The sequence below is a fragment of the Simplicispira suum genome, assembly GCF_003008595.1.
In the GTDB taxonomy this organism is placed as follows: domain Bacteria; phylum Pseudomonadota; class Gammaproteobacteria; order Burkholderiales; family Burkholderiaceae_C; genus Simplicispira; species Simplicispira suum.
In genome coordinates this window covers 3,194,889-3,215,825 of sequence record NZ_CP027669.1, presented here as the reverse complement: position 1 = coordinate 3,215,825, position 20,937 = coordinate 3,194,889, and the positions used below count along the sequence as shown (strand labels likewise).

Sequence of the window (20,937 nt, the reverse complement as noted above, 5' to 3'; positions counted from 1 at the left end):
GGTTCAACCCTCGGCAGCGGCACGTGGCTTTCGCAAGGCCACGCGGATGTCATCGTCACTATTGGGATAAACCTGTTCCAAGCGCCCCGCACGCAACGCATCAAACACCCAAGCCTTGATCAGGTCATAGGCATCGGCGCCCAAATCGAACTCACGATCGGGGAAGGTCACTTCCGCACGCGTCTTAACCTCACGTATGAATTCATCGATGGAGAACGCCTTCTCTCCGAGCTGTTCGGTATATGTCCCTAACCAGTGGTTAAGCATTGGCTTGATTTTTTCTCGATCATCAATCGCGGCCAACAGAATTTTTGTTTCGTATAAGAGAAGCGCAGCCGCCTCAGGTTGCAGCGATTGAGCGCTATTCATTTCGTTAGAGTTGGGTGCAAGTGACTCGGGCACACGCACCCGAGATAAGTCCAGCCCCCCCTTGAATGCTGCGTGGCTCAAAGCGGCATAGAGGGCTTCGAGATCACTGAGGGTCTGCTGATATCGGGATTTGATGCCCTCAATCTTCTCTACAACAACTGCGAAGTCGTTCTGGATTTCAATGGGTGGCTTGATCAACTTGATCTTCTCAAAATCACCCTTTGTGAGAATCTTCTTCATCCCCTTGGTGGCATGGCGTTGTATGTAGGCACGCGACAATTTAAACAGGCCATACAAATATAGGGGATTGACATCCTCGCCAGGCTGGATGGCATTGATCTGCTGATTGAACGACAACGTCCTATCTGTTAATGAGGCACGCCCGATTGATTCAACGCTACCCGCGATACAGGCCACAAGCAAGGCACCGTTCGTGACCGTTCTCGCCTTTTTTGCTCCAACCTCAGAAAGGTGCTCGATGGCCGGCGTGACGAAAACAGCATCACCTGTGATGTTGTCCGTTTTAATCCACTCGATGAAATCGCCATCGTAATTTGCAGGGTCATTTCTGGGTGGCGTGTTGCCGGTCGAAATCTTGCCGAAGGCTTTCAACGCAGGTTTGTCCCACCTCTTCTCATTCCGCACCGGGTCACCAAACATCTCCAGAAAAACACTCTTGAGCAGGTCGTCGAGTTGTTGCAAGTGTTGTTTGCGCTGCGCGATCAGCCCTTCCACTTTGCCGAGCAGATGGGCGATGCGGATTTGGTCGTCGAAGTCTGGGGCGCCGTCTTTGAAAGGGATTGGTATCTCAACTTCTTTGAGAAACTTAAAGTGCCTGCTGTAACCCGCCTCCTTGATCTGAACGGAACGTAGGTAGTAGTAAACATAGCGAGCACTTGCCAGGTCCGGATTTACCCATAGCGCTTTAGCACCATCGGCGCCAAGTGCAATTGGTTCATCTACATATTTCAAGGCTCGTGTGTGGTCACCAAAAACCACTACCGGGAGCAACTTTCCATTAACGAGGCGGACGTCGTCTGTGTACCCAGCAACTGGCCCTTTTCCTTGGTCAATAATTTTGTATTGACCTTGTCTTTGATAGTCGGATGCTTTGATTTTCGTGAATTGGGCGGTGACGTCAGTAACGACCTCGGAAAAGCGGTGCGATTTCATCCCACCATCCCCTTCAACTCCAGCAACTCGCGCACGATGCCACTTTGCACTTTGGTCAGGTCCGCCTCGTCTACTTCGCCGACCTCAGCCTGAATCAACCGATGGAGAATCACACCCGGCGCGTCATAGGACACTTCCTCGAACACGTCTTTCTTGTAGCGCGAGAGCGACAGGTCGAAGTTGTTCTTCTCATCAGCAATCTCGGCGCGCGGCACCATGAAGCATTTAGCGGTGCGGTCGGTATCGGTCGCCGCATCGCGTGTGTGGTACCTGGCAATGATGTCCTGCAGGTCACCGAAGCCTTCCTGCTTGCTGCGCTTGTCGTCCAGCGAATAGCCATCGGCGGCCATTTCGTAAAACCAGACGTGTTCGGTGGCGACTTTGCTCACCTTGTCTTTCGGACCCCAGACCTTGGTGAACAGCAGAATGGCAGTGCTGACCCCGGCATAGGGTTTGAACACGCCACTGGGCAGGGTGATCACGGCCTTGAGGTCGCAACGCTCCATCAGCATCTGGCGCAGCGTCTTGAAGGCCCCGCCGGAGCCGAACAGCACGCCCTGCGGCACGATCACGCAGGCAGTGCCCCCCTTCTTGAGCAGGCGGTAGATGTTCTCGACAAACAGCAGCTCGGTCTTGGTGGTGGCCAGTTGCAGGTGCTCGTTGATGTCGCCCTTGTCGATGCTGCCGGTGAAAGGCGGGTTGGCCATCACGATGTCGTACTCGGCTTCCTCGGTGTAGCTCTTGCTGAGCGTGTCCTTGTAGTCGATGCGCGGCTCGTCGATGCCGTGCATCATCAGGTTCATCAGCCCCAGGCGCACCATGGTCTGGTCGATGTCATAGCCCCACAGTGAGCTGGCCAGAATGGCTTGCGCTTTTTCGGTGAGCGCGGCGGCCACCGAGGTGCGGGTGAAGCCGTCTTCATCGGGTCTGATGTCTCTGGCGTCCGCTTTTTTTGCGAGTTCGGTGACGATGTACTGATACGCGCCGAGCAAAAAGCCGCCGGAACCGCAGGCCGGGTCGGCAATCTTGTGGCCCAGTTGCGGCTGCACCAGATCGGCCATTAGCTTGATGATGTGGCGCGGGGTGCGAAACTGGCCGTTCTTGCCTGCGGTGGCGATCTCGGACAACAGGAACTCGTAGACATCGCCCTGGATGTCCTGGAAGGCTTGGCCTTTTTCCTTCGAGTCCTTCTCCATCACATCGAAGATGTCGTCGATGGTCTTCACAGCTTCCACCAGCAGGGCGGGCTTGGGGATGACGAACACCGCGTTCTTCATGTGGTGTGTGAAGTTGGACTCAGCGCCGTTCAGGTCCTTAAGAAACGGGAACACCTTGCCCTGCACGTGCTGCAGCATGTCTTCAGCCTGCATGCGCTTGAATTCGCTCCAGCGTAGGCCGCGCTTTTCGATGGGGCGCTGTTCTGCTGCTGGCCAGTTGCGTTCCTCGGGCGGAATCCACTTGCCCGTGAATTTGGAGATGTAGTTCTCGCCAGTCCACTCGGCATCGGCCTGGCGCTTCTGGTCCAGCTCATCCAGTCGTTTCATGAACAGCAGGTAAGTGATCTGCTCGATGGCGGTGAGCGGGTTGCTGATGCCGCCGCTCCAGAACTTGTTCCAGAGCTGGTCGATCTTGCTTTTGAGTTCGGGGTTGTTTTGCAGCATGATGTGCCCTGATATTTAGGCAGCCAACCGTTCGGTCAGCTGCAGGATCTCGTTGATTTCAAGTGGGCTAAACACGCCACGGATGCCTTGCGGATGGATGACCGTGAAGGGGGCGTTGATCAGGTCCTTCTTCTCCACCTTTTCGCGCTCGATGATGAAGCCCTTCAGAAGATTGAGGAACTCCATCTGCCGGCTGCTGAGGGTGGTGTGGGCGCGGATGAATTGGTCAAAGGCGGCGCTGACCTCGTCCGGGAAGCTCCTGAGCACTTCAATACCCAGGATGTGGCGGATGAACTGGATGAAGCGCGCCTTGCGGTTCTTGTAGACCTGACGCAGCAGGTCTTCGGTGATGTGCGGGTGTTCTTCGTGCAGCAGGTCGGCCAACTGGCTGGCTTCTTCAGCGCTGATGGGTTCGCCGTTCTTGATTTTCTGCAGCACAGGGTTGTAGTCGGTCAGCTCTGTGACCAAGGCCTCGACCATCTCGCGGTAGCGGGTGATGCTGACCGACTCGTGTTGAGGGCCGAACTCCACCCGCTCCTTCTTGTGCAACTCGTCGGCCAGGTCGAGATGAGTTTGCTCCTGACCCGTGTTGTGCTCGCGGAATTTCATCAGCGGCCCGAGCTTGGCCACCAGTTCATCGAACGCATCTTCGTCGGCCTTGGCCCAGTAGTGGTTGGTCTGGGCGGCGCGGATGAGGGCTTCTTCCTTCTTCACGAAACTGACCGACAGTGGCAACTCGACGATCTGTTCGACGATGCCGTCTTTGAGGGTTTCGGCCTGCTCCTTGGCTTCGCTCAAGACGGCGAGCGAGTACTCCAGCACGTCGCGCTCGAAGCGCATGGCCTTGAAGTCGGCCTCCGAGACGGTGCGGAAGAGCGGCTTGACTTCTGCGCGCAGGAACTCCAGCCGATCGTGGTTGAGGCTGATCCAGAAGTTTTCGTCTTGCAGCCTTGCCAACACTGCAGCGGCTTCCTTGATGACGACGGACTCATTGGGCAACGCCGCAATCTGCGAACGCAGCTTGGTCACTTCCCGTGCGGCAGTCTCTGCATGCTCGCTGTCGTTGGCCCTTTCGATCTTGTCGAGCCGCAGGCCGACCAGACGCACCGGCAGTGACAACTGCGGTTTCAGTTCCCTGCCTTTGGGGTTGAGCTTGAAATACTCGAAGTTGTCCCAGCAATCGAGGATGAGGAACACGTCCTTCTCAAGGCACCATGGTTTGGGCTTGTTCGTTTCGAGCAAGCGGGTACCCCGCCCGACCATCTGCCAGAACTTGGTGTAAGAGTACACCGGCTTGGCAAAGACGAGGTTGACGATTTCGCGCACGTCGATGCCCGTGTCGAGCATGTCCACGCTGATGGCAATGCGCGGCATGTCGTTGTTGGTGAACTGATCGAGCAGACCACCTTTGCCGTAGACCCGCGGATCGTCTGACACCAGGACTTTGGCGAGCTCGCCGTGGTACTGCGGGTAGAGCTTGTCAAAGATCTCTTCCATGCGGCGCGCGTGGGCCTTGGTGGCGCAGAAGAAGATGGTCTTCCCGGGCAGAACACCGTTCGCGTCCTTGATGGACTCTTCCATGAACTCGCGGACGATCAAGGTGTTGGTGCCCTTGTTGATGACCTGCTTTTCGAGTTGCGACCCCTCGAAGTTGATCTCTTCAACATCCTTGCCTTGCAAGATGAGCCTTTTCTGGTCTTCCAGCGAAATGGTTCGTTTGCTGATGCCCTCCATCTGGAACTTGGTCTGAATCTTCATGACCTGGAAGTTGGAGAGATAGGGCGGGAAGTTGTTGACGGCCTCTTCGTACGTGTATGCAAACGTCGGGATGCCGTCTTCACAGTGAAACAGCTGAAAGGTGTTGTGGTCGATCAGCGCCGTGGGAGTTGCGGTCAACCCTACGGTGATGGTCTTGAAGTAGTCAAGGACCTCGCCAAAGGTGTTGTAGATGGAGCGGTGGCTCTCATCGACCACGATGAAGTCAAAGAAGTGAGGCGAGAGGTGCTGCGCCTCGTCCCTGATGACATTGAGCATCGTCGGGTAGGTCGCGACATAGACGCGGCGGTCTTTAGCGACCAGCTTTTCACCTGGATTTGGCCAACGTGGTTCGTTGGGCATGTGCTCTTTGAAGGCAGCCAGGGCTTGCTCACGCAAAGCAATACGATCCACGAGAAAAAGCACTTTCTCGGCATGACCTGCCCGCATCAGAGCATCGACGAGGGCGATGCAGGTTCGGGTCTTTCCAGTTCCCGTTGCCATCACCAGCAGGAAGTCCCGCTTCTTTTGCTCAATGCCTTCAAGCACTGAACGAATTGCGCGGATTTGATAGTCGCGGCCCGCAATCGAGGTGTTGATGAACTCATGCGTCAGCGGCTTGCGGTTGCGGCGGATGTAGGAGAAGCGCTCTAGGTCATCGCGGGTCGGAAATCCCACCACCTTGCGGGGGGGAGTGTTCTCCAAGTCCCAGAAGTAGGTGTCGTGACCGTTGGTGTAGAAACAGAACGGCAGTTCGCCCCCGAGCTGCTTCTGAATGTTGTAGCAGTACTGTTTGGCTTGCTCCCTGCCCAGGGCTGCGTCTTTGCTGGTTCGTTTGGCTTCAACCACCGCCAATGGCTTGCCATCCTTGCCGAGCAACACGTAGTCGCTGAAGTGATGCCCTTCGTAAGGGGTACGTGGCTCTTTGACGCCGGGGGCCAGGCCGACCTTTATGTCGAACTCTTCAACGACCTGGGTTGGGTCTTTGACATTCCAGCCCGATTGGCCGAGGGCGTTGTCAATCAGCGCTGACCTGGTGGCCGCTTCTGAGTACGTCATTTGATAGCTAGATCCATTAGTGCTCGCAAGCAACGTTCTCTTTTTTAAGCCACCGCAGCAGCCAAGCGAACCGTCCAATGCCCTCCATTCTCCTGCTGCTGAATCGACCCGGGTTTTCTAGACACCTGCGAACCGTTGGGAATGGCGTCGTTCGAACTCGACCGGCGAAGTATCGCCGGCCGTTCCGTGTCGCCGCTTGGGGTTATAGAACATCTCGATGTAGTTGAAGATATCGACGCGTGCGTCGTGGCGCGTGGCATAGATCTGGCGGCGCACCCGCTCACGCTTGAGCAACTGAAAGAAGCTTTCGGCGACGGCGTTGTCGTGGCAGTTTCCGCGCCGGCTCGTGCTGCTGACCAAATTGTGTTCCCGCACGAACGTCTGCCAGTCATGGCCTGTGAATTGACAGCCCTGATCCGAGTGCACCGTGACAGCCTCTTGAGGCCGACGGCGCCATAACGCCATCACAAGCGCGTCCAGGACCAAGCTGGTGTCGATACGGCTGCCCATGGACCAGCCCACCACTTGGCGCGAGAACAGGTCGATCACGACCGCCAGATACAGCCAGCCTTCGTGTGTGCGGATGTAGGTGATATCGGTCACCCAGGATCGATTGGGCTGGGTCACCAGAAACTCGCGCTGCAGATGATTGGGCGCGACCACGGCAGGCGCTCCTGCACGCCCGCCAGGGCGGCGGCGGTAACCTGTCTGCGAGCGCAGCCCTTCGAGCTTGAGCAACCGAGCGACGCGGTGCTTGCCGCAACGCTCGCCCAGGTCGCGCATGTCCAGCGTCAGCTTGCGATAGCCATACACGCCGCCGCTCTCCAGCCAGGCTTGCTTGAGCAGGCCAGTCAGCCGTTGATCGTCCTGTGCGCTTGCACTGGTTGGCTCGACTTTCCATGCGTAATAGCCGCTGGGATGCACCTGCATGACCCGACACATCCGCCGAACGCTGTACTGTGCCTCGTGCGCCTTCATGAACGCGTACCTCACCCGGACTGCTTGGCAAAGTACGCTGCCTTTTTTAGGATGTCGCGCTCCTCTGTCACGCGCCGCAGCTCGGCCTTCAGGCGGCGCAGTTCCTCCGTCTGCGACGCCTGCGCCTGCCGCTCAGCAGCCGGCAGCGCATACGACTTGATCCACTTGTACAGGCTGTGCTGGCTCACGCCGATCCGCGCGGATACATCGGCCACCCGATGGCCTCGCTCCGTGATCTGCTTGACCGCTTCGATCTTGAATTCTTCAGGGTAAGGTTGTTTGCTTGTCATGGCACCTCCTATTGGGCCTCAGGTTTGAGGCTCGAAGGTGTCTACTGAAGCCGGGTCGATTCATGCACCTTGAGGAGGTCGTAGGTCTTGAGCATGTCGAGCAAGCCTGAATGGCCGTAGTTCTTGGGGGAGAACGATGGGTCGGCGCGCTTCAGATAGGAACCCAAACCTCCAACGCTGACTTTGCCTTCTGGGGTATCGGCAGCGAGGAGTGTGACGGCTTCCACGATGTACTTGGGGCGAAGTTTAGGAGCAGGCTTGTTTGGGTCAGGCTTTGCTACCTCTGATTTCGCAGCTGCTTTGGGTGGCTCCGGTGGAGGCGGTTCAGGCTTCACCCACTCAAAGAACTGGTCACTAGCATTTCGCAATGCAGGCGGGCTTTTCTCTTCGCCAACAATGTGCACAGTGGCCCCACGTTCGCGCAGCTTACGGCAGAGGTACGCGAAGTCAGAATCGCTGGTGACCAGGCAAAAGGTGTCAGCCCTCTGATCGAAGAGGGCTTCTATGGCATCCAGCGCCAGCGCGATGTCAGAAGTATTTTTACCGGCAGCGTACTGGTATTGCAAGCACGGCGTGAAGGCCAGGCGAACCAGCGCTTCCTGCCATTTGTTTGCAAGCGTGCTGTGGTTTCCGTAGCCACGCCGCAGCACTACCCGACCAAACTGGGCAACTACGCGCAGCGCATATTCGAGGATTTCAGGAGTGGTATTGTCGCAGTCCACCAATACGGCAACCCTGGACTCATTTTCTGCAATGTGGTGATTGTTTGCCATCTGTGGCGGCCTCTCTATGCTCACATCATAGAGAGTCGCGGCACTTGCACAAAAGCGGGCACGACGATTCGCTCTATGGCCGGGGGGGCGCTTACATCCCGCTCCAAGATAGGGGTGCGCAGACCGTCACTGTCGCCCATCTGCGCGACTGATCAAGTACCTTCAGCGCCGCTGCCGCGCTCTTCAGTTTTCACCTCCAGGCCATCTACCACACGTCAGCCGCGTGACATAACGAGCACTGCAACATGGCTCGCAACTTCCCGTGTGTGATCCACCTAATGAGATCCTCCTGTGGCTGTCATTGTGGACGGCCTGGTCACGGTGCTGCTGGGCGGCATCCAGACGCTGGCCGGGCCCGTGGTGTCAGGAGAATCGATATCAGTTAATCACACGCCAACAGCGAGTAAATGGCTGAAGCCTCCGCGAGACTACGTATGAGCCTTAGAAGCTGAAACTCCAAATTTGGCTTTACGGCGCATTGAATCACCCTTCAGTTCAATAGAGTGCTTGTTGTGGAGGAGCCTGTCCAAGATTGCATCTGCGATCGTAGGCTCGCCAAGATAGTCATGCCAAGCCTCACAGGGAAGCTGTGAGGTGATGAGCACTGACCCTCCAGGCACTCGATCATCAATGACCTCCAGCAGGTCCTGCCTACCGCGCTCGGTCATTGGGGCAACGCCCCAGTCGTCCAAGATTAATAATCGCGCCTTGGCGAGTTGCGTTCTCATTGCGGGTAGTCTGTTGATACTACTGCCAACTATGACCCCCTAAATTTTTGGTCATTGTTGAGGCCGCGAGGCTTGCCGCTTCCAAAAGCGCTTGGCGCCCAGGCATCCTGATTGGAATAGACGGACAAGAAGCTCTCCGCATCTCGGAAAAGCTTTATCACTGCATGTCCGAGCAGGGCACGGGGTTATCTCCGAGAGCGCGCCTCGCCACTCAGAGGCAAGGCGCACCGCGCCAACATCGCCTGCTATCAATCTCAAGATGGCAAGTGCAGCGCCCTGGCCGAAGCAAAAATCTCCTGACATGCCCTTGCGACGCGGTCATATACTGTGTTTTTGTACAGTTATCGGCCAGCACCTTGCCCCCCGCCCTCCCCCTTCCTTTCTGCCCGGACGACGCGCCCGACCTGCACCCAGCAGTCGGCATGCGCCCGTGTGCACCAGAGCCCAGGCCCTTGCCAGCGCATGTGGCAGAGGCCCTTTGGCGCGGCACCGAGATCGGAGGGCAGGCTGCGGCCACGGTCCCCACGGGCTTTGCTGCGCTCGATGCCCAGTTGCCCGGTGGAGGCTGGCCCAGGCGCAGCCTGACCGAGCTCCTGACGGCGCAGGCAGCGGTCTGCGAATGGCGCCTGCTCGGCCCTGCCCTCCCTGCTTTCACGCGGGAGCGCGGTCGCCTGTACCTGGTGGCGCCTCCCAAGGAGCCGCATGTGGGCGGGCTGTGCCAGCTGGGCCTCTCGGTCGACCAGGTGGTCTGGATAGAGGCCGCTACCCCTGCAGAGCGCCTCTGGGCAACCGAGCAGCTGATCAAGGCCGATCCGGCAGGCGCCATCGTCTCCTGGCTGCCCCAGGCGAGGCCGGAGCAGATTCGAAGGCTCCAGGTGCAAGCCCATGGCTGCGAGGCACCGGTGTTTCTGCTGCGACCGGTGACGGCGCTGCGCGATGCGTCATCGGCGCCGCTGCGCCTCTCTATAGCCCTGGGCGCGGGCTGGCAACTGGAGGTGCGGATCGCAAAGCGCCGCGGCGCCTCGATGGACGAGGCCCTGCACCTGCACGCCCTGCCAGGCCAATTGGCACGCGTGCTGCCGCCCCGGTTGATCCGGCTCCCCGCGCCGGTCGCTGCCGCCGCTGCCGCTACCGCTGCCACCCCATCTTCCCAACTGGAGGCTGCCGATGCTCGGGCATTGGGCCGCGTTGCTCCCCGTCCCGTCGCCCACCTCGTCGCCCGCCCACTCGCCCATTGATGCAGCCGCCCTCGGCGTCTGGGCGCTCCAGTTCACACCGAGGGTGACCTTGCTCGAAGAGGCCGTGCTGGCCGAGGTGCAAGCGAGCGCGCGGCTGTTTGGCGGCCTGGAGGCTCTGCGCCAGGCGATGGAGGACGGCGCCGCGGAGCTGGGGGCGCAGATCACCTGGGCACCGACGGGGCTCGCTGCCCTGGCCTTGGCCCGCGCCGGCCGAGGCGACGGCTTCATGCATCCTTTGCCCAGGCTGCTCGACGCCCTGCCCCTCACCTCGCTCACCCAGGTGGCGCGCCACGAAGCCACCCTGGCGCGCGTCGGCTGCCGCACCCTGGGCGATGTGCGGGCACTGCCGCGCGGGGGACTCGGGCGGCGTTTTGACAAGCAGTTGCTGAGCGCGCTTGACCAGGCCTATGGCCTGCGCCCCGAAGCCTACGACTGGCTCACGCTGCCCGAGTGTTTTTCTGCAAAGCTGGAGTTCATGTCCCGGGTCGAGACCGCTCCCGGACTGCTGTTTGGCGCGCACCGCCTGTTGGTGCAGATGGCTGCATGGCTGTGCGCGCGCCGCTTGGGGGCCACCGCGTTCACGCTGCGCTGGTTTCACGATGTGATGCGCCCCAAGGACGCGGGCACCAGCGGCGAGATCACCATCCGCACCGCGCAGCCCATGCAAAGTGTGGCGCACTTTGCCCGGCTCCTCTCGGAGCATCTGGAAAGGACCAGGCTGCTGGCGCCCGTCGGCAACATCGAACTCGTCGCGACCGAAGTAGCGTCGGTGGTCGAGAGCAGCCGTTCATTTCTTCCAGAGACCACCTCCAAGGGCGCGGGCATCGAGTTGGCCCTCGAGCGCATCCAGGCGCGCCTGGGTGCAGACTCCGTGCGCCGCCCGGTACTCCGCCAGGACCACCGCCTTGAATGGATGCAGTGCTGGGAGAGCGCGCTGCCTTTCTCTTCACCGAGCACCCAGGGTGCGCCCGCGCCTGCATGCGGCAGCAAAGCGCATGCGCTGCCTCTGCCCACTTGGTTGCTCAGGGAACCCTTGCGCCTGCCCGAACGTGAGCATGTTCCGATCTACCAGGGCCGCCTGCAAATGCTGCTCGGTCCTGATCGCGTAGAGGGGGGCTGGTGGCACAGAAGCAGCGAGGAGGCTGGTGCCCAGCCGCTCAACGTCCAGCGCGACTACTGGCTGGCCTTGAGCCCCCACGCGGGGGTGCTGTGGATTTACCAGGAGCGGCTGGCGGGAGAGCAGACGGCCTGGTTTCTGCACGGGCACTTTGGATAAGCGGCGTGGTGGCTCCCATGGCTACTCGCACTCCACCTGGCGCCCACGCTTTGCCGGCGTATGCCGAGCTCCAGTGCCTGTCCAATTTCAGCTTTCTGCGCGGCGCCAGCCGCCCCGAGGAATTGGTCGAGCGGGCCAAGGCCCTCGGCTATAGCGCCCTGGCCATGACGGACGAATGCAGCATGGCGGGCGTGGTGCGCGCGCATGTGGCAGCCAAGGAGCTTGGCCTGGCGCTGGTCCTGGGATCGCAGTTCTGCATCGGGCCTGCGGATGCGGATACGGACGTGAAGGAGCCCGCCTGCACTTTGGTCGTGCTGGCGCAGAACATGAACGGGTACGGCAACCTGTGCGCCTTCATCACCCGCCTGCGGCGCGCCAGCGAGAAGGGTACTTACCGCGCCACCATGCATGACGTCACGGGTGCGGCGCTGGCGGACTGCCTGGTGCTGCTGTGCCTGGGGCGCGCATCGAGCGATGGGGAACTGCAGCAGCTCGGTCGCTGGGCACTCCAGGAGTTCACCGGCCGCTGCTGGATCGGCGTGGAGCAGCTGCGCCAGATCGACGACGAGCTGTGGCTGCACCGCATGCGCGAACTTTCTGCCTTGACCGCGCTGCCATTGGTGGCGGTCGGCGACGTGCACATGCATGTGCGCTCGCGCAAGCCCCTGCACGATGTCCTGACCGCGACCCGGATTGGCAAGCCCTTGACCGAATGCGGCGACGCCTTGGAGCGCAGCGCCGAGCGGCACCTGCGCAGCCGCCTGCGCCTGGCGCAGACCTTTCCTGCGGAGCTTTTGCAGGAGACCTTGCGCGTGGCGGCGCGCTGCAGCTTCAGCCTGGACGAGCTGCGCTACCAGTACCCCGACGAGGTGGTGCCGCCGGACCATACGGCCACGAGCTATCTGCGCCAGGCGACCTATGAAGGCGCGGGCCGGCGCTGGCCGGCCGGCATTCCCACCAAGGTGCAGGAGCAGATCGAATACGAGCTCGATCTGATTTGCGAACTCAAGTACGAGCCGTATTTCTTGACGGTGTACGACATCGTGGTCTTTGCCCGCTCGCGCCACATCCTGTGCCAGGGCCGGGGCTCGGCGGCCAACAGCGTGGTCTGCTACTGCCTGGGCGTGACGGAAGTCGATCCCGCGCGCATGTCGGTGCTGTTTGAGCGCTTCATCTCCAGGGAGCGCAATGAGCCGCCGGACATCGACATCGATTTTGAGCACCAGCGGCGCGAAGAGGTGATCCAGTACCTCTACAACAAGTACGGGCGCGATCGGGCAGCGCTCACCGCGGCCGTCATCACCTACCGGCCACGCTCGGCCATTCGGGACGTGGGCAAGGCGCTGGGGTTTGACCTGGAGACGGTGGATGCGATTGCCAAGGGCCAGCAGTGGTTCGATGGCAAACAGGTCCGGCGCGAGCGGTTCGAGGAGCTGGGCATGGAGCCCGAGTCGCTGGCGGTGCGCCAGTTGGTTGAGCTCACCGGGCAACTGATCGGGTTTCCGCGGCATTTGTCGCAGCACACGGGAGGGTTCGTGCTGACCCGGGACTTGCTCTGCCGCATGGTGCCGGTGGAGAACGCCTCCATGCCCGATCGCACCGTGATTCAGTGGGACAAGGACGATCTGGATGCTGCCGGCCTGCTCAAGGTCGATGTGTTGGCCCTGGGCATGCTCTCGGCCCTGCGGCGCGCCCTGGACTTCATCTCGGATCGGCGCGGCTACGCGTTTGGCATGCAGGACATTCCGGCGGACGACAGCGCCACCTTCGACATGATCTGCAAGGCCGACACCGTCGGCGTCTTCCAGATCGAGAGCCGCGCGCAGATGGGCATGCTGCCGCGCCACCGGCCGCGCTGCTTCTACGACCTGGTCATCCAGGTGGCGATCGTGCGGCCCGGGCCCATCCAAGGCGGCATGGTGCATCCCTATCTGAACCGCCGCCAGGGCAAGGAGCCTGTGGTGTATCCGAGCAAGGACCTGGAACTGGCGCTCGGTCGCACGCTGGGCGTGCCGGTGTTTCAGGAGCAGGTGATGCAGGTGGCCATCCTGGCCGCTGGTTTTACGCCGGGTGAAGCCGATGGCCTGCGCCGGGCCATGGCGGCGTGGAAGCGCAAGGGCGGGCTGGAGAAGTACTACAGCAAGATCGTCGACGGCATGACGGCGCGCGGTTACGAACAATCGTTTGCGGAATCGATTTTTGAGCAGATCAAGGGGTTCTCGGAGTACGGGTTCCCGGAGAGCCATTCGGCGAGCTTTGCGCTGCTGGTCTATGCCTCGTCCTGGATCAAGTGCCACGAGCCTGCGGCGTTTCTTGCCGCCTTGCTCAACAGCCAGCCGCTGGGCTTTTACTCTCCCAGCCAACTGGTGCAGGACGCGCGCCGCCATGACGTCCAGGTGCGGCCGGTGGACGTGATGCGCAGCGACGTGGACTCGAGCCTGGAAGACCTGCCCGAAGTCCCGGTAGTGCGGCTCGGCCTGCACATGGTCAGAGGGCTGCAGAGCCGCAGCGCCGAGCGCATCGTGCAGGAGCGAAGCAGAGCGCCATTTGACAGTGCCGAAGACCTGGCCCGGCGCTGCCACCTGGAGCTGCATGAGATGAAGCTGCTGGCGGCCGCCGGTGCGCTGCAGAGTCTGGCCGGACACCGCAGGCAACAGGTCTGGGAAGCGGCTGCCCTGCATGCGGTGCCTGAACTCTTGCACGACGCGCCGGTGGACGAGGAGGTTCTGGAGCTGGAAGAGGCCAAGGAAGGCGAAGAGGTGCTGTGGGATTTTGCCTCGGTGGGGCTGACGCTCAGGAGCCACCCGATGGCGCTGCTGCGAGCGCGCCTGGAGCGCTATCGGCTCAGGACTTCGGAGCAACTGCGCCAGGTTCCCGATGGCCGCATCGTGCGCACCGCCGGCATCGTGACTGTGCGCCAGCAGCCGCAGACGGCCGGCGGCACGGTCTTTGTGTCGCTCGAAGATGAGTGCGGGTCAATTCAGGTGATTGTCTGGCGCGGCGTGCGCGAGGCGCAGCGCGAGGTCTTGCTGGGGGCCCGGCTGCTGGCTGTGAAGGGACGCTGGCAGCGCGAAGGGGAAGTGTGCAATCTGATTGCGGAGAAACTTGCGGATCTCTCGCCGCTGCTGGGGAGGTTGGCGACGCAGAGTCGGGACTTCAGGTGATGAGACTCCAAGAATTTCCGTGCCCATAAGACGCGTCGGTTGCTCGATGGTGCCTCTAGTTAACGCCCGCCATCGCCCCGCGCGAACCCAGGTGAGCCCCACTCGGGGCCCAGGACCTTGGCAATCGACGCAAGCCCATCGGCCGCGCCCATTCGCAGACCCGCGTCCAACCGCGTCGGCACAGCACACTTATTGGGATTAATGCAGGCCAGGTCGGCCGTCACCGCCTGACGGCAGGACTACAACGAGGTAAGGCCGCACAGCAGTTGCAACCGTGCGGCGGCTTTCGGAATCCACCCTGGAGAAGTAACAGTCCCAAAGAGCCTGTCCTGACGGGGCAACAGGTCAAACAAGGAGAAAGGAAAAATCCGTCATGCGGCCTTCGCGCTTCGCTGCAAACACCACCCTGACCCGTGTGCCCGGCTCGATGGTCTTCATCGCAATGTCCAAATCAGAAAGTTCAACGCCGTCGATGTAGTTCGCAATGGCAGAGTCCACACCATCTAGCCGCACATATGCGATGGCTACTGGCGCAGGGCGTTTACCTTCGAATCCACGGACCACGATGGTCGAGGCTTCAATTACACCTTCCAGCCCAGCCCGTACCCATTCATCGCAGCGTTCAAAGCTGCGTTCGCAATAGCTGCGAGGCGGCAGATAGGTCAACCCAGACTTTGAGCAGCGGGTGGCCAGGATTTCGCCTTCGCGTAGGCCGTTCATGAACTTCCCGGCCACCTCCCCAAGGGAATAGCGGTAACGCAAGGTGATCTCATCATCAATGTATTCTTGTTCCATTGTCGGCTGCATATGAGTCTCCATTAGTGAAGGACCGGCTCGGTCCCGAATACTGTGCAATTGCAAAACTGGGCGATACCGCCAATGGCGGTAGAGATGGCCGTCTTCACATCGGGCCGCTGCATCTGGCCCGCGCGGCCCATGACCTGGTTTGCCGCGTCTATCGCGCGAACAAGCCCGGTAACAGCGATCGGGTTAGTGCACAAAGTACCGCCCGAAGGATTCACGGCTACCACGCCGTTTTCCCAATCCCAAAATCCTTGCCGCTCGAGGCGAAGGGCAGTACCGGGGCTGCAAAACCCCAACTGCTCCAGCGTCATGGCGCCGATGATGCTGTACGGATCGTAGAGTTCGGTGACCTGGATCTGGCGCAAGGGATCCCGGATACCTGCTTGTGCGAAACACTTCTGCGCCATCAGGCCCATCAACTCAAGGTTGGAATAGCCGTATCGCGAAGTGGGCCCCATCCGGTCACCAAGCCAATAGGTTTCGGTCATGCTGGAAATGCCGTTGATATAGGCCGGATTCGGGCAGTGGCGTTCGGCAGAAGCTTGGTCCCCGACGATCATGGCAGCCCCGCCCGATGACCTGGGACAGATGTCAAAGAGTTTCAACGGGTAGGCAATAGCGGGCGATTTCAGCACGTCGTCAATGGTGATCTCGCCGCGCAAGTGGGCGTTGGGGTTTCGCATGGCGTTCCCACGCGCGCGCACAACAACCCGTGCCAAGTCCTCCTGTGTAAGGTTGAAATCCTTCATGTACCTGCTGGCCTGTAAGGCCACTGAGGTATTCGTTGACAGCGGTAGGTCGCGTTCGTAAAAGGTGTCGAAGATGAGGTTGAGCACCTTTTGCGCGTCAGGTGTTTCGGCAATTCGCTCAGCACCAACGATCAGCACACGTTTCGCCATGCCCCCACGCACAAGGTTGTACGCGGCATGGACAGCCGATCCACCGGTCGCACCGCCGGTATGGACGCGGAAGATCGGCTTGCCAGCGCCGAAGATGTCGTCAATGGCCCAACGGTCGGCATCTGCAACGCCCATGAAGTTGGTCGGTGCGAGCGAGAAGACGATGGCGTCGATGTCATCCGGAGTCATACCGGCGGAATGCAAGGCGCCCACCGCGGCTTCCTGCGCCTGCTCGACATACGTCAACTCAGGGTGTTGGGTCTTAAAGCGCGATTGGAAGGTACCCAGGACTGCAACTGATGAACTCACTTAGAGGCTCCCTCAAACACGACAAAGACATTCCCTTGCTGGGCATAACCGTGGCAGCCATGTGCCGCCGCGCGACGTGCGCCAACGCGCTGGTTCGGCCCAGCCCTGCCGCTCACCTGCAGGACGGCCTCCATAGCGTTGACTATGCCGGTGCAGAAAACCGGATTCTGCGCAAAAGACCCTCCCGAAGGACTGACTTGAGAATCGGCAATGCCGAGCGCTTCTTGGTAGGCAACTTCATGGAAGATGGTCGGGGTGTCCAGTTCAACCAGGTCCAGGTCTCGCGCCGAGGCAACACCCGCTGCGGCGAGCGCTTGGTCCCAGGCCCTTCGTGCGGAACGCATAGCGCCGAGTCGCTCACTGTCCAGCCGGTAGCTGTCGGAGTTCCAACCCACACCCGCTACGCGACAGAGCGGACGAATCTCCGGACGCGTCCGAAGGTAACGATCCGAAGCAAGAACCATCGCCACGGCGCCATCGGTTGCCGGGGCGAGGTGACTGCCGCGAAGGGGCGTAGCTTCAAAGCCGGAAGAAGTCACCTGCGCCGCGGTCGGTACTGCATGGCGCATGCCGCGCGGATTTGTAGAGGCACGTCGATAGGCCACCCCCACGCGGCGGGCCAGCCCTTCGTCATCGATGCCATGTCTCTTCGCGACGGACTGGGCGAACAGCGCATCGGCGACACGCCCGTCCATGCCCATTGGCCGCACGTAAAACGGGTCCGCACGCATTCGCATGACGGCATCAATGTCCGTCTTGGAACTCTTGCACCAACTCACCACGAGGCCTATGTCGAAATCGCCCGAGGCAATGCGAGCATGCCCCAGGACCAAGCCCATCGCGCTGTTGTCGGTGACCTTGATTTCGTCGGTGAGGTAGCCGCCCGAGGGAGCCGTCATCAACATGCTCGAAATGGGCCGCCCATCCAGCTCGTCGCACGCGGCGAGGGTGACGTGGTCCAGTTCGCCCCGTGAGACACACGCATCCTTCAGCGCAGCGGAGCAAGCTCTATAGGCCATCTCCTCCAACCGCAGCCCAGATTGAAACGTGGGCTCAACCTGGCCCACCCCCAGCACATGCACATTCATCATTGATTTCCCTTACTGCCCGCCGCTTCAATGGCGGGTTTCACACTCTCGAGGGCTCCGCCCCCATCACATGGAATGACCGCGCCGGACACGTAGCCCGCGTGATCGGATCCAAGGAACAACGCGAGGTTGGCGATATCTTCTGTACGCCCGAAGCGACGGAGCGGGACATGGCCCTGCGCGCGCGATCGCGTCTTCTCATCCGGAGCGATCAAACGCGCAAAGCCTTCCGTCTCGTCGATGGGCCCAGGGCTGATTGCGTTTACCCGAATGCCCAATGGACCCCATTCGAGGGCCAGCACGCGTGTCATTTGGTCAACCCCGGCCTTGGCGGCAGCGCAATGGACTTGATAGCGCATCGGCACGCTAGATTGAGGTGCCGTGATGTGGATGAGGCTCGCGCCCGGTTTGCGCAGGTGCTCGAAGGCTGCATGCATGACGTTGAATGATCCATTCAAGTCGATGTCCACAACCGTGCGGAATCCATTCGGTGAAAGTCGTTCCGCTGGGCAAAGGAAGTTGCCCGCGGCACCCGACACCACGACATCGATCAGCCCCAGTTGGGCGGAAAAGCCGCCAACGGTCTCGGTAAGTGTTACGGGATCGCGCACGTCCACAGCCGCGCCAGCCGCTTTCGCACCAAGAGCTCGGAGCCGCTCCACGGCGCGCTGCACCCGTTCACCATCTCGGCTGACGACGCTCACGCTGGCACCTGAACTTGCAAAGGCTTCAGCCAGTGCTAAGTTGATCCCGCTCGTACCGCCTGCCACAAAAACATGCTTACCCGCGTAGTCGACCTTTATCATCATCCCTTCTCCTCAATGGCAGACACCTCATTCACTGGCAGCGCTGGGAAGAGCGAAAATCTCGGCGCAGGGCGGGCCTGCAGCACGCCCTGGACGCGCTCGAACGTGCGCCGCGCCACGTTGTGTGGATGAGCGGCTGCCTCTTGCAACGACAGGACGGCAGAAACGCAAGCGTCCGTCAATTCCAATGTTTCCGCCCACTCTGCTGAAGTTCGCTCACCGAATTTTTCAGCCAATGCTGCACGCATGTGAGGCCATTGAGCCTGGTCGAACTGGCTTTCCGCCGGAAAGCGCTCCGCGAGCCCCAGGCGGGTAGTGAGCTCCGCGAAGAACTGCGGCTCCAGCGTGCCAACGCAGACTTGCTTCCCGTCGGAACACACGTAAGTCCCATACCAGGGCGACCCGTCGATCCAGCTCGCGCCGCGCTCCTCCACTAGTTGCCCCACGCCGGCCAGGGAGTGGAGCAGCGCTTGCATGTGGGCGACACCGTCGACCACTGCCGCATCGACGACTTGACCTTGGCCCGTAGTCCTTGCGTGGGTGATGCCAGCGAGAATGCCGACGGCCAAGTACAGCGCGCCGCCACCGATGTCACCCACTAGCGTTGGGGGCGGCAAAGACGGACCGCCCGGCGCACCTGCGTACCACGCGGCGCCGGCAACCGACACATAGTTGATGTCGTGACCAGCTGTGTGGGCCAGCGGACCGTCCTGACCCCAGCCCGTCATACGGCCGTAGACAAGCTTCGGGTTGCGCGCGAGGCACTCTGCCGGCCCCAGCCCCATGCGCTCCATCTTCCCTGGGCGCATGCCTTCTATCAATCCATCGGCGGCATCCAACAAGCCCAGTAACTCCTCGCGGCCGGCGTCCGACTTGAGATCCAGTGCGATCCGACGCTTGCCTCGCATGAAGATGCGTCCGAAGGTGGCACCGGTGTCAGGGCGGCCGACCAGGGTCACCTCGGCGCCGAGGTCAGCCAGCAACATGCCGCAAAAAGGCGCCGGCCCTAAGCCTTCGACTTCGATGATTCGCACGCCGGCGAGAGGTCCCTGATTCATGGCGCATCCGTGAATTCGGGCTTCCGTCTTTCCCGGAAGGCGCGGACGCCTTCAGCAGGATCGCTTCCGCTAAGGCGAGCACTGGTGACAGCCAATTCGTAACGCGCAGCCGTTCCCCAGTCCATCGTTTCTTCGTCTGCGACCATCTGCTTCATGCGCGCAAGGCCTGCAGGGCTACGCTCACATAAGCTCAAGGCGAGCTTCCGCGCCTCGACGGCGAGATCAGCCTTGGGGATGACACGACTGACAATTCCAGCCGCCATCATCTGCTGCGCGTCATACGCATCACCCGTATAAAGCATTTCCCGGGCCTTGAACGCTCCCACGCTGCGTAGCAACCCTTGGACGCCACCGATCGCGGGCAGGAGCCCATGCCGCGAGTGCGCATCGGCGAATCGGGCGTCGTCAGATGCGAGGACGAGGTCGCAGCACAGTGCCAGTTCCAGGCCTCCGGCAAAGCACGACCCGTTGACCGCCGCAATCACCGGAAGCGGTAGCGACCGGAGCGCTGCGAGCACGTTTTGGAGCGGAGCAAGAAACCGGGTGACAACCGCTGATGGCCCCTCCTCCATAAGCCGACTTACCATCTTCAGATCGGCGCCTGCGCAGAACGCGGAGCCTGTTCCGGTAACGACGAGCGCGCGCGCCTGGTCGATGCACACCTTTCGGATGGCTTCACCCATCTCGGCGATCAACAATTCGTCGATGGCATTGCGCGACTCTTCACGCACGAATGTGAGCGTTGCAATTGAATCGGCAAAGTGGTATTTGATTGCATTCATGAGGCTTTTCCACCAGCTTTCGGCACAACGCCGAGCTGAGCTTTCACCCCTTTTTTGGGGCGAACCGGCGCTTTGAGGCCGCTTAGGAAGAGGTCGAGAAAGGCGACCCCAACGTCGCGGGCGGTACGTTTGCTGCGGGTCTGGTCGAACCAGGTCGCGATCCAGTTCAACGAGCCGAGGATTGCGGCAGACACGAGTGGCGCATGAACCTCGCGAATCGACCCGTCCTTAAGACCTCTCTCGATGGTTTTTTGTAGTGCCGCATCGATAAGGTGCCGTTCCGTGGCGAGGTGGTTGAGCGCCTCCTCGTCCTGAAGATCCCACTGGCATCGGACGAGACAGCGAGCGAAATCGCTCCCTGTCCACTCAGCCAGGTGCAATATGAACTCAGACAACTGCTCGAGACCTGTCCCCGTTGCGTCCCGTCCATCCCGGATGTTCAACTTCAGGTGTTCCAGCGCTGTGTGCTGGCACTTGAACAGGATTTCTTCCTTGCTGCCGACATAGTAAGCAAGCGTCGGCTTGGAAATACCGAGCCGGTTGGCTATGTCCTGCAGTGACGTGTGGTGGAAGCCGGCATGGACGAACGCTTGCGCCGCCACCAGCAGGATGGCGTTACTTTTACGTGCATGTTCGGACTCTTTGTCGAACGGGCCGCGGAAATCATCTGTTCCAGTGATAGCGCCCTGTGACGGAGGCCGTCCTGCCTTGCTTGCTGCCATATTGC

General features: G+C 60.8%; 16 protein-coding genes. 3 read left to right on the top strand and 13 right to left on the bottom strand.

Annotation, left to right across the window (positions count from 1 at the left end):
• Positions 1-3: 3 nt before the first annotated feature.
• The 6 genes from C6571_RS14910 to C6571_RS14885 all read right to left on the bottom strand — a co-directional run bounded on the left by C6571_RS14910 (position 4) and on the right by C6571_RS14885 (position 8,726).
• On the bottom strand, positions 4-1,542 hold the full coding sequence (locus C6571_RS14910; protein ID WP_106447382.1) for a restriction endonuclease subunit S: 1,539 nt from the start codon (positions 1,540-1,542) through the stop codon (positions 4-6).
• A complete protein-coding gene (locus C6571_RS14905) occupies positions 1,539-3,203 on the bottom strand; it encodes a type I restriction-modification system subunit M (protein WP_106447381.1) in 1,665 nt (554 codons plus the stop codon). Before C6571_RS14905 ends, C6571_RS14910 begins: the two co-directional genes overlap by 4 nt.
• Positions 3,204-3,218: 15 nt before the next feature.
• Complete coding sequence (locus tag C6571_RS14900) at positions 3,219-6,095, bottom strand: type I restriction endonuclease subunit R (protein WP_211300650.1); 2,877 nt, start codon at positions 6,093-6,095, stop codon at positions 3,219-3,221.
• Positions 6,096-6,134: 39 nt separating this feature from the next.
• A protein-coding gene (locus C6571_RS14895) for an IS3 family transposase (protein ID WP_420852896.1) occupies positions 6,135-7,285 on the bottom strand; the annotation gives its coding sequence in 2 pieces (ribosomal slippage) (positions 6,135-7,054 and positions 7,054-7,285; 1,152 coding nt in all).
• Positions 7,286-7,326: 41 nt separating this feature from the next.
• Complete coding sequence (locus C6571_RS14890; protein WP_106447379.1) at positions 7,327-8,058, bottom strand: NYN domain-containing protein; 732 nt, start codon at positions 8,056-8,058, stop codon at positions 7,327-7,329.
• 428 nt (positions 8,059-8,486) lie between these two features.
• Positions 8,487-8,726: an ATP-binding protein gene (locus C6571_RS14885; RefSeq protein WP_338054282.1), complete on the bottom strand. Its 240-nt coding sequence runs from the start codon at positions 8,724-8,726 to the stop codon at positions 8,487-8,489.
• Positions 8,727-9,208: 482 nt separating this feature from the next.
• On the opposite strand from C6571_RS14885, the gene imuA reads away from it, so the two are divergent.
• From imuA to C6571_RS14870, 3 genes are read left to right on the top strand one after another with little or no spacing between them, the layout of a single operon-like run.
• Complete coding sequence (imuA, locus tag C6571_RS14880; protein WP_106448270.1) at positions 9,209-10,024, top strand: translesion DNA synthesis-associated protein ImuA; 816 nt, start codon at positions 9,209-9,211, stop codon at positions 10,022-10,024.
• The gene (locus C6571_RS14875; RefSeq protein ID WP_106447378.1) at positions 9,954-11,300 is read left to right on the top strand and encodes a Y-family DNA polymerase; all 1,347 of its coding nucleotides are present in this window, start codon (positions 9,954-9,956) and stop codon (positions 11,298-11,300) included. Before imuA ends, C6571_RS14875 begins: the two co-directional genes overlap by 71 nt.
• A 17-nt stretch (positions 11,301-11,317) precedes the next feature.
• Complete coding sequence (locus C6571_RS14870) at positions 11,318-14,464, top strand: error-prone DNA polymerase (RefSeq protein ID WP_106447377.1); 3,147 nt, start codon at positions 11,318-11,320, stop codon at positions 14,462-14,464.
• Positions 14,465-14,809: 345 nt separating this feature from the next.
• Here the strand turns inward: C6571_RS14870 and C6571_RS14865 are convergent, their stop codons facing one another.
• From C6571_RS14865 to C6571_RS14835, 7 genes are read right to left on the bottom strand one after another with little or no spacing between them, the layout of a single operon-like run.
• On the bottom strand, positions 14,810-15,271 hold the full coding sequence (locus tag C6571_RS14865) for a Zn-ribbon domain-containing OB-fold protein (RefSeq protein ID WP_106447376.1): 462 nt from the start codon (positions 15,269-15,271) through the stop codon (positions 14,810-14,812).
• Between the two features lie 11 nt (positions 15,272-15,282).
• A complete protein-coding gene (locus C6571_RS14860; protein WP_106447375.1) occupies positions 15,283-16,476 on the bottom strand; it encodes a thiolase family protein in 1,194 nt (397 codons plus the stop codon).
• Complete coding sequence (locus C6571_RS14855) at positions 16,473-17,567, bottom strand: beta-ketoacyl-[acyl-carrier-protein] synthase family protein (RefSeq protein ID WP_245901301.1); 1,095 nt, start codon at positions 17,565-17,567, stop codon at positions 16,473-16,475. Before C6571_RS14855 ends, C6571_RS14860 begins: the two co-directional genes overlap by 4 nt.
• Complete coding sequence (locus C6571_RS14850) at positions 17,564-18,373, bottom strand: SDR family oxidoreductase (RefSeq protein ID WP_106447374.1); 810 nt, start codon at positions 18,371-18,373, stop codon at positions 17,564-17,566. Before C6571_RS14850 ends, C6571_RS14855 begins: the two co-directional genes overlap by 4 nt.
• The gene (locus C6571_RS14845; RefSeq protein ID WP_106447373.1) at positions 18,370-19,428 is read right to left on the bottom strand and encodes a CaiB/BaiF CoA transferase family protein; all 1,059 of its coding nucleotides are present in this window, start codon (positions 19,426-19,428) and stop codon (positions 18,370-18,372) included. The genes C6571_RS14850 and C6571_RS14845 overlap by 4 nt, the downstream gene beginning before the upstream one ends.
• Entirely contained in the window at positions 19,425-20,210 is a 786-nt protein-coding gene (locus tag C6571_RS14840; RefSeq protein ID WP_106447372.1) for an enoyl-CoA hydratase/isomerase family protein, read from the bottom strand. Before C6571_RS14840 ends, C6571_RS14845 begins: the two co-directional genes overlap by 4 nt.
• A complete protein-coding gene (locus C6571_RS14835) occupies positions 20,207-20,932 on the bottom strand; it encodes a TetR/AcrR family transcriptional regulator (protein WP_106447371.1) in 726 nt (241 codons plus the stop codon). The genes C6571_RS14840 and C6571_RS14835 overlap by 4 nt, the downstream gene beginning before the upstream one ends.
• Positions 20,933-20,937 lie beyond the last annotated feature (5 nt).

Coding starts and splice junctions, on each gene's coding strand:
- C6571_RS14910 (WP_106447382.1), bottom strand. CDS start 1,542: ATGAAATCGCACCGCTTTTCCGAGGTCGTTACTGACGTCACCGCCCAA.
- C6571_RS14875 (WP_106447378.1), top strand. CDS start 9,954: ATGCTCGGGCATTGGGCCGCGTTGCTCCCCGTCCCGTCGCCCACCTCG.
- C6571_RS14870 (WP_106447377.1), top strand. CDS start 11,318: ATGGCTACTCGCACTCCACCTGGCGCCCACGCTTTGCCGGCGTATGCC.
- C6571_RS14850 (WP_106447374.1), bottom strand. CDS start 18,373: ATGATGATAAAGGTCGACTACGCGGGTAAGCATGTTTTTGTGGCAGGC.
- C6571_RS14835 (WP_106447371.1), bottom strand. CDS start 20,932: ATGGCAGCAAGCAAGGCAGGACGGCCTCCGTCACAGGGCGCTATCACT.
- C6571_RS14865 (WP_106447376.1), bottom strand. CDS start 15,271: ATGCAGCCGACAATGGAACAAGAATACATTGATGATGAGATCACCTTG.
- C6571_RS14905 (WP_106447381.1), bottom strand. CDS start 3,203: ATGCTGCAAAACAACCCCGAACTCAAAAGCAAGATCGACCAGCTCTGG.
- C6571_RS14845 (WP_106447373.1), bottom strand. CDS start 19,428: ATGAATCAGGGACCTCTCGCCGGCGTGCGAATCATCGAAGTCGAAGGC.
- imuA (WP_106448270.1), top strand. CDS start 9,209: ATGCGCCCGTGTGCACCAGAGCCCAGGCCCTTGCCAGCGCATGTGGCA.
- C6571_RS14855 (WP_245901301.1), bottom strand. CDS start 17,567: ATGATGAATGTGCATGTGCTGGGGGTGGGCCAGGTTGAGCCCACGTTT.
- C6571_RS14885 (WP_338054282.1), bottom strand. CDS start 8,726: ATGACCGAGCGCGGTAGGCAGGACCTGCTGGAGGTCATTGATGATCGA.
- C6571_RS14890 (WP_106447379.1), bottom strand. CDS start 8,058: ATGGCAAACAATCACCACATTGCAGAAAATGAGTCCAGGGTTGCCGTA.
- C6571_RS14840 (WP_106447372.1), bottom strand. CDS start 20,210: ATGAATGCAATCAAATACCACTTTGCCGATTCAATTGCAACGCTCACA.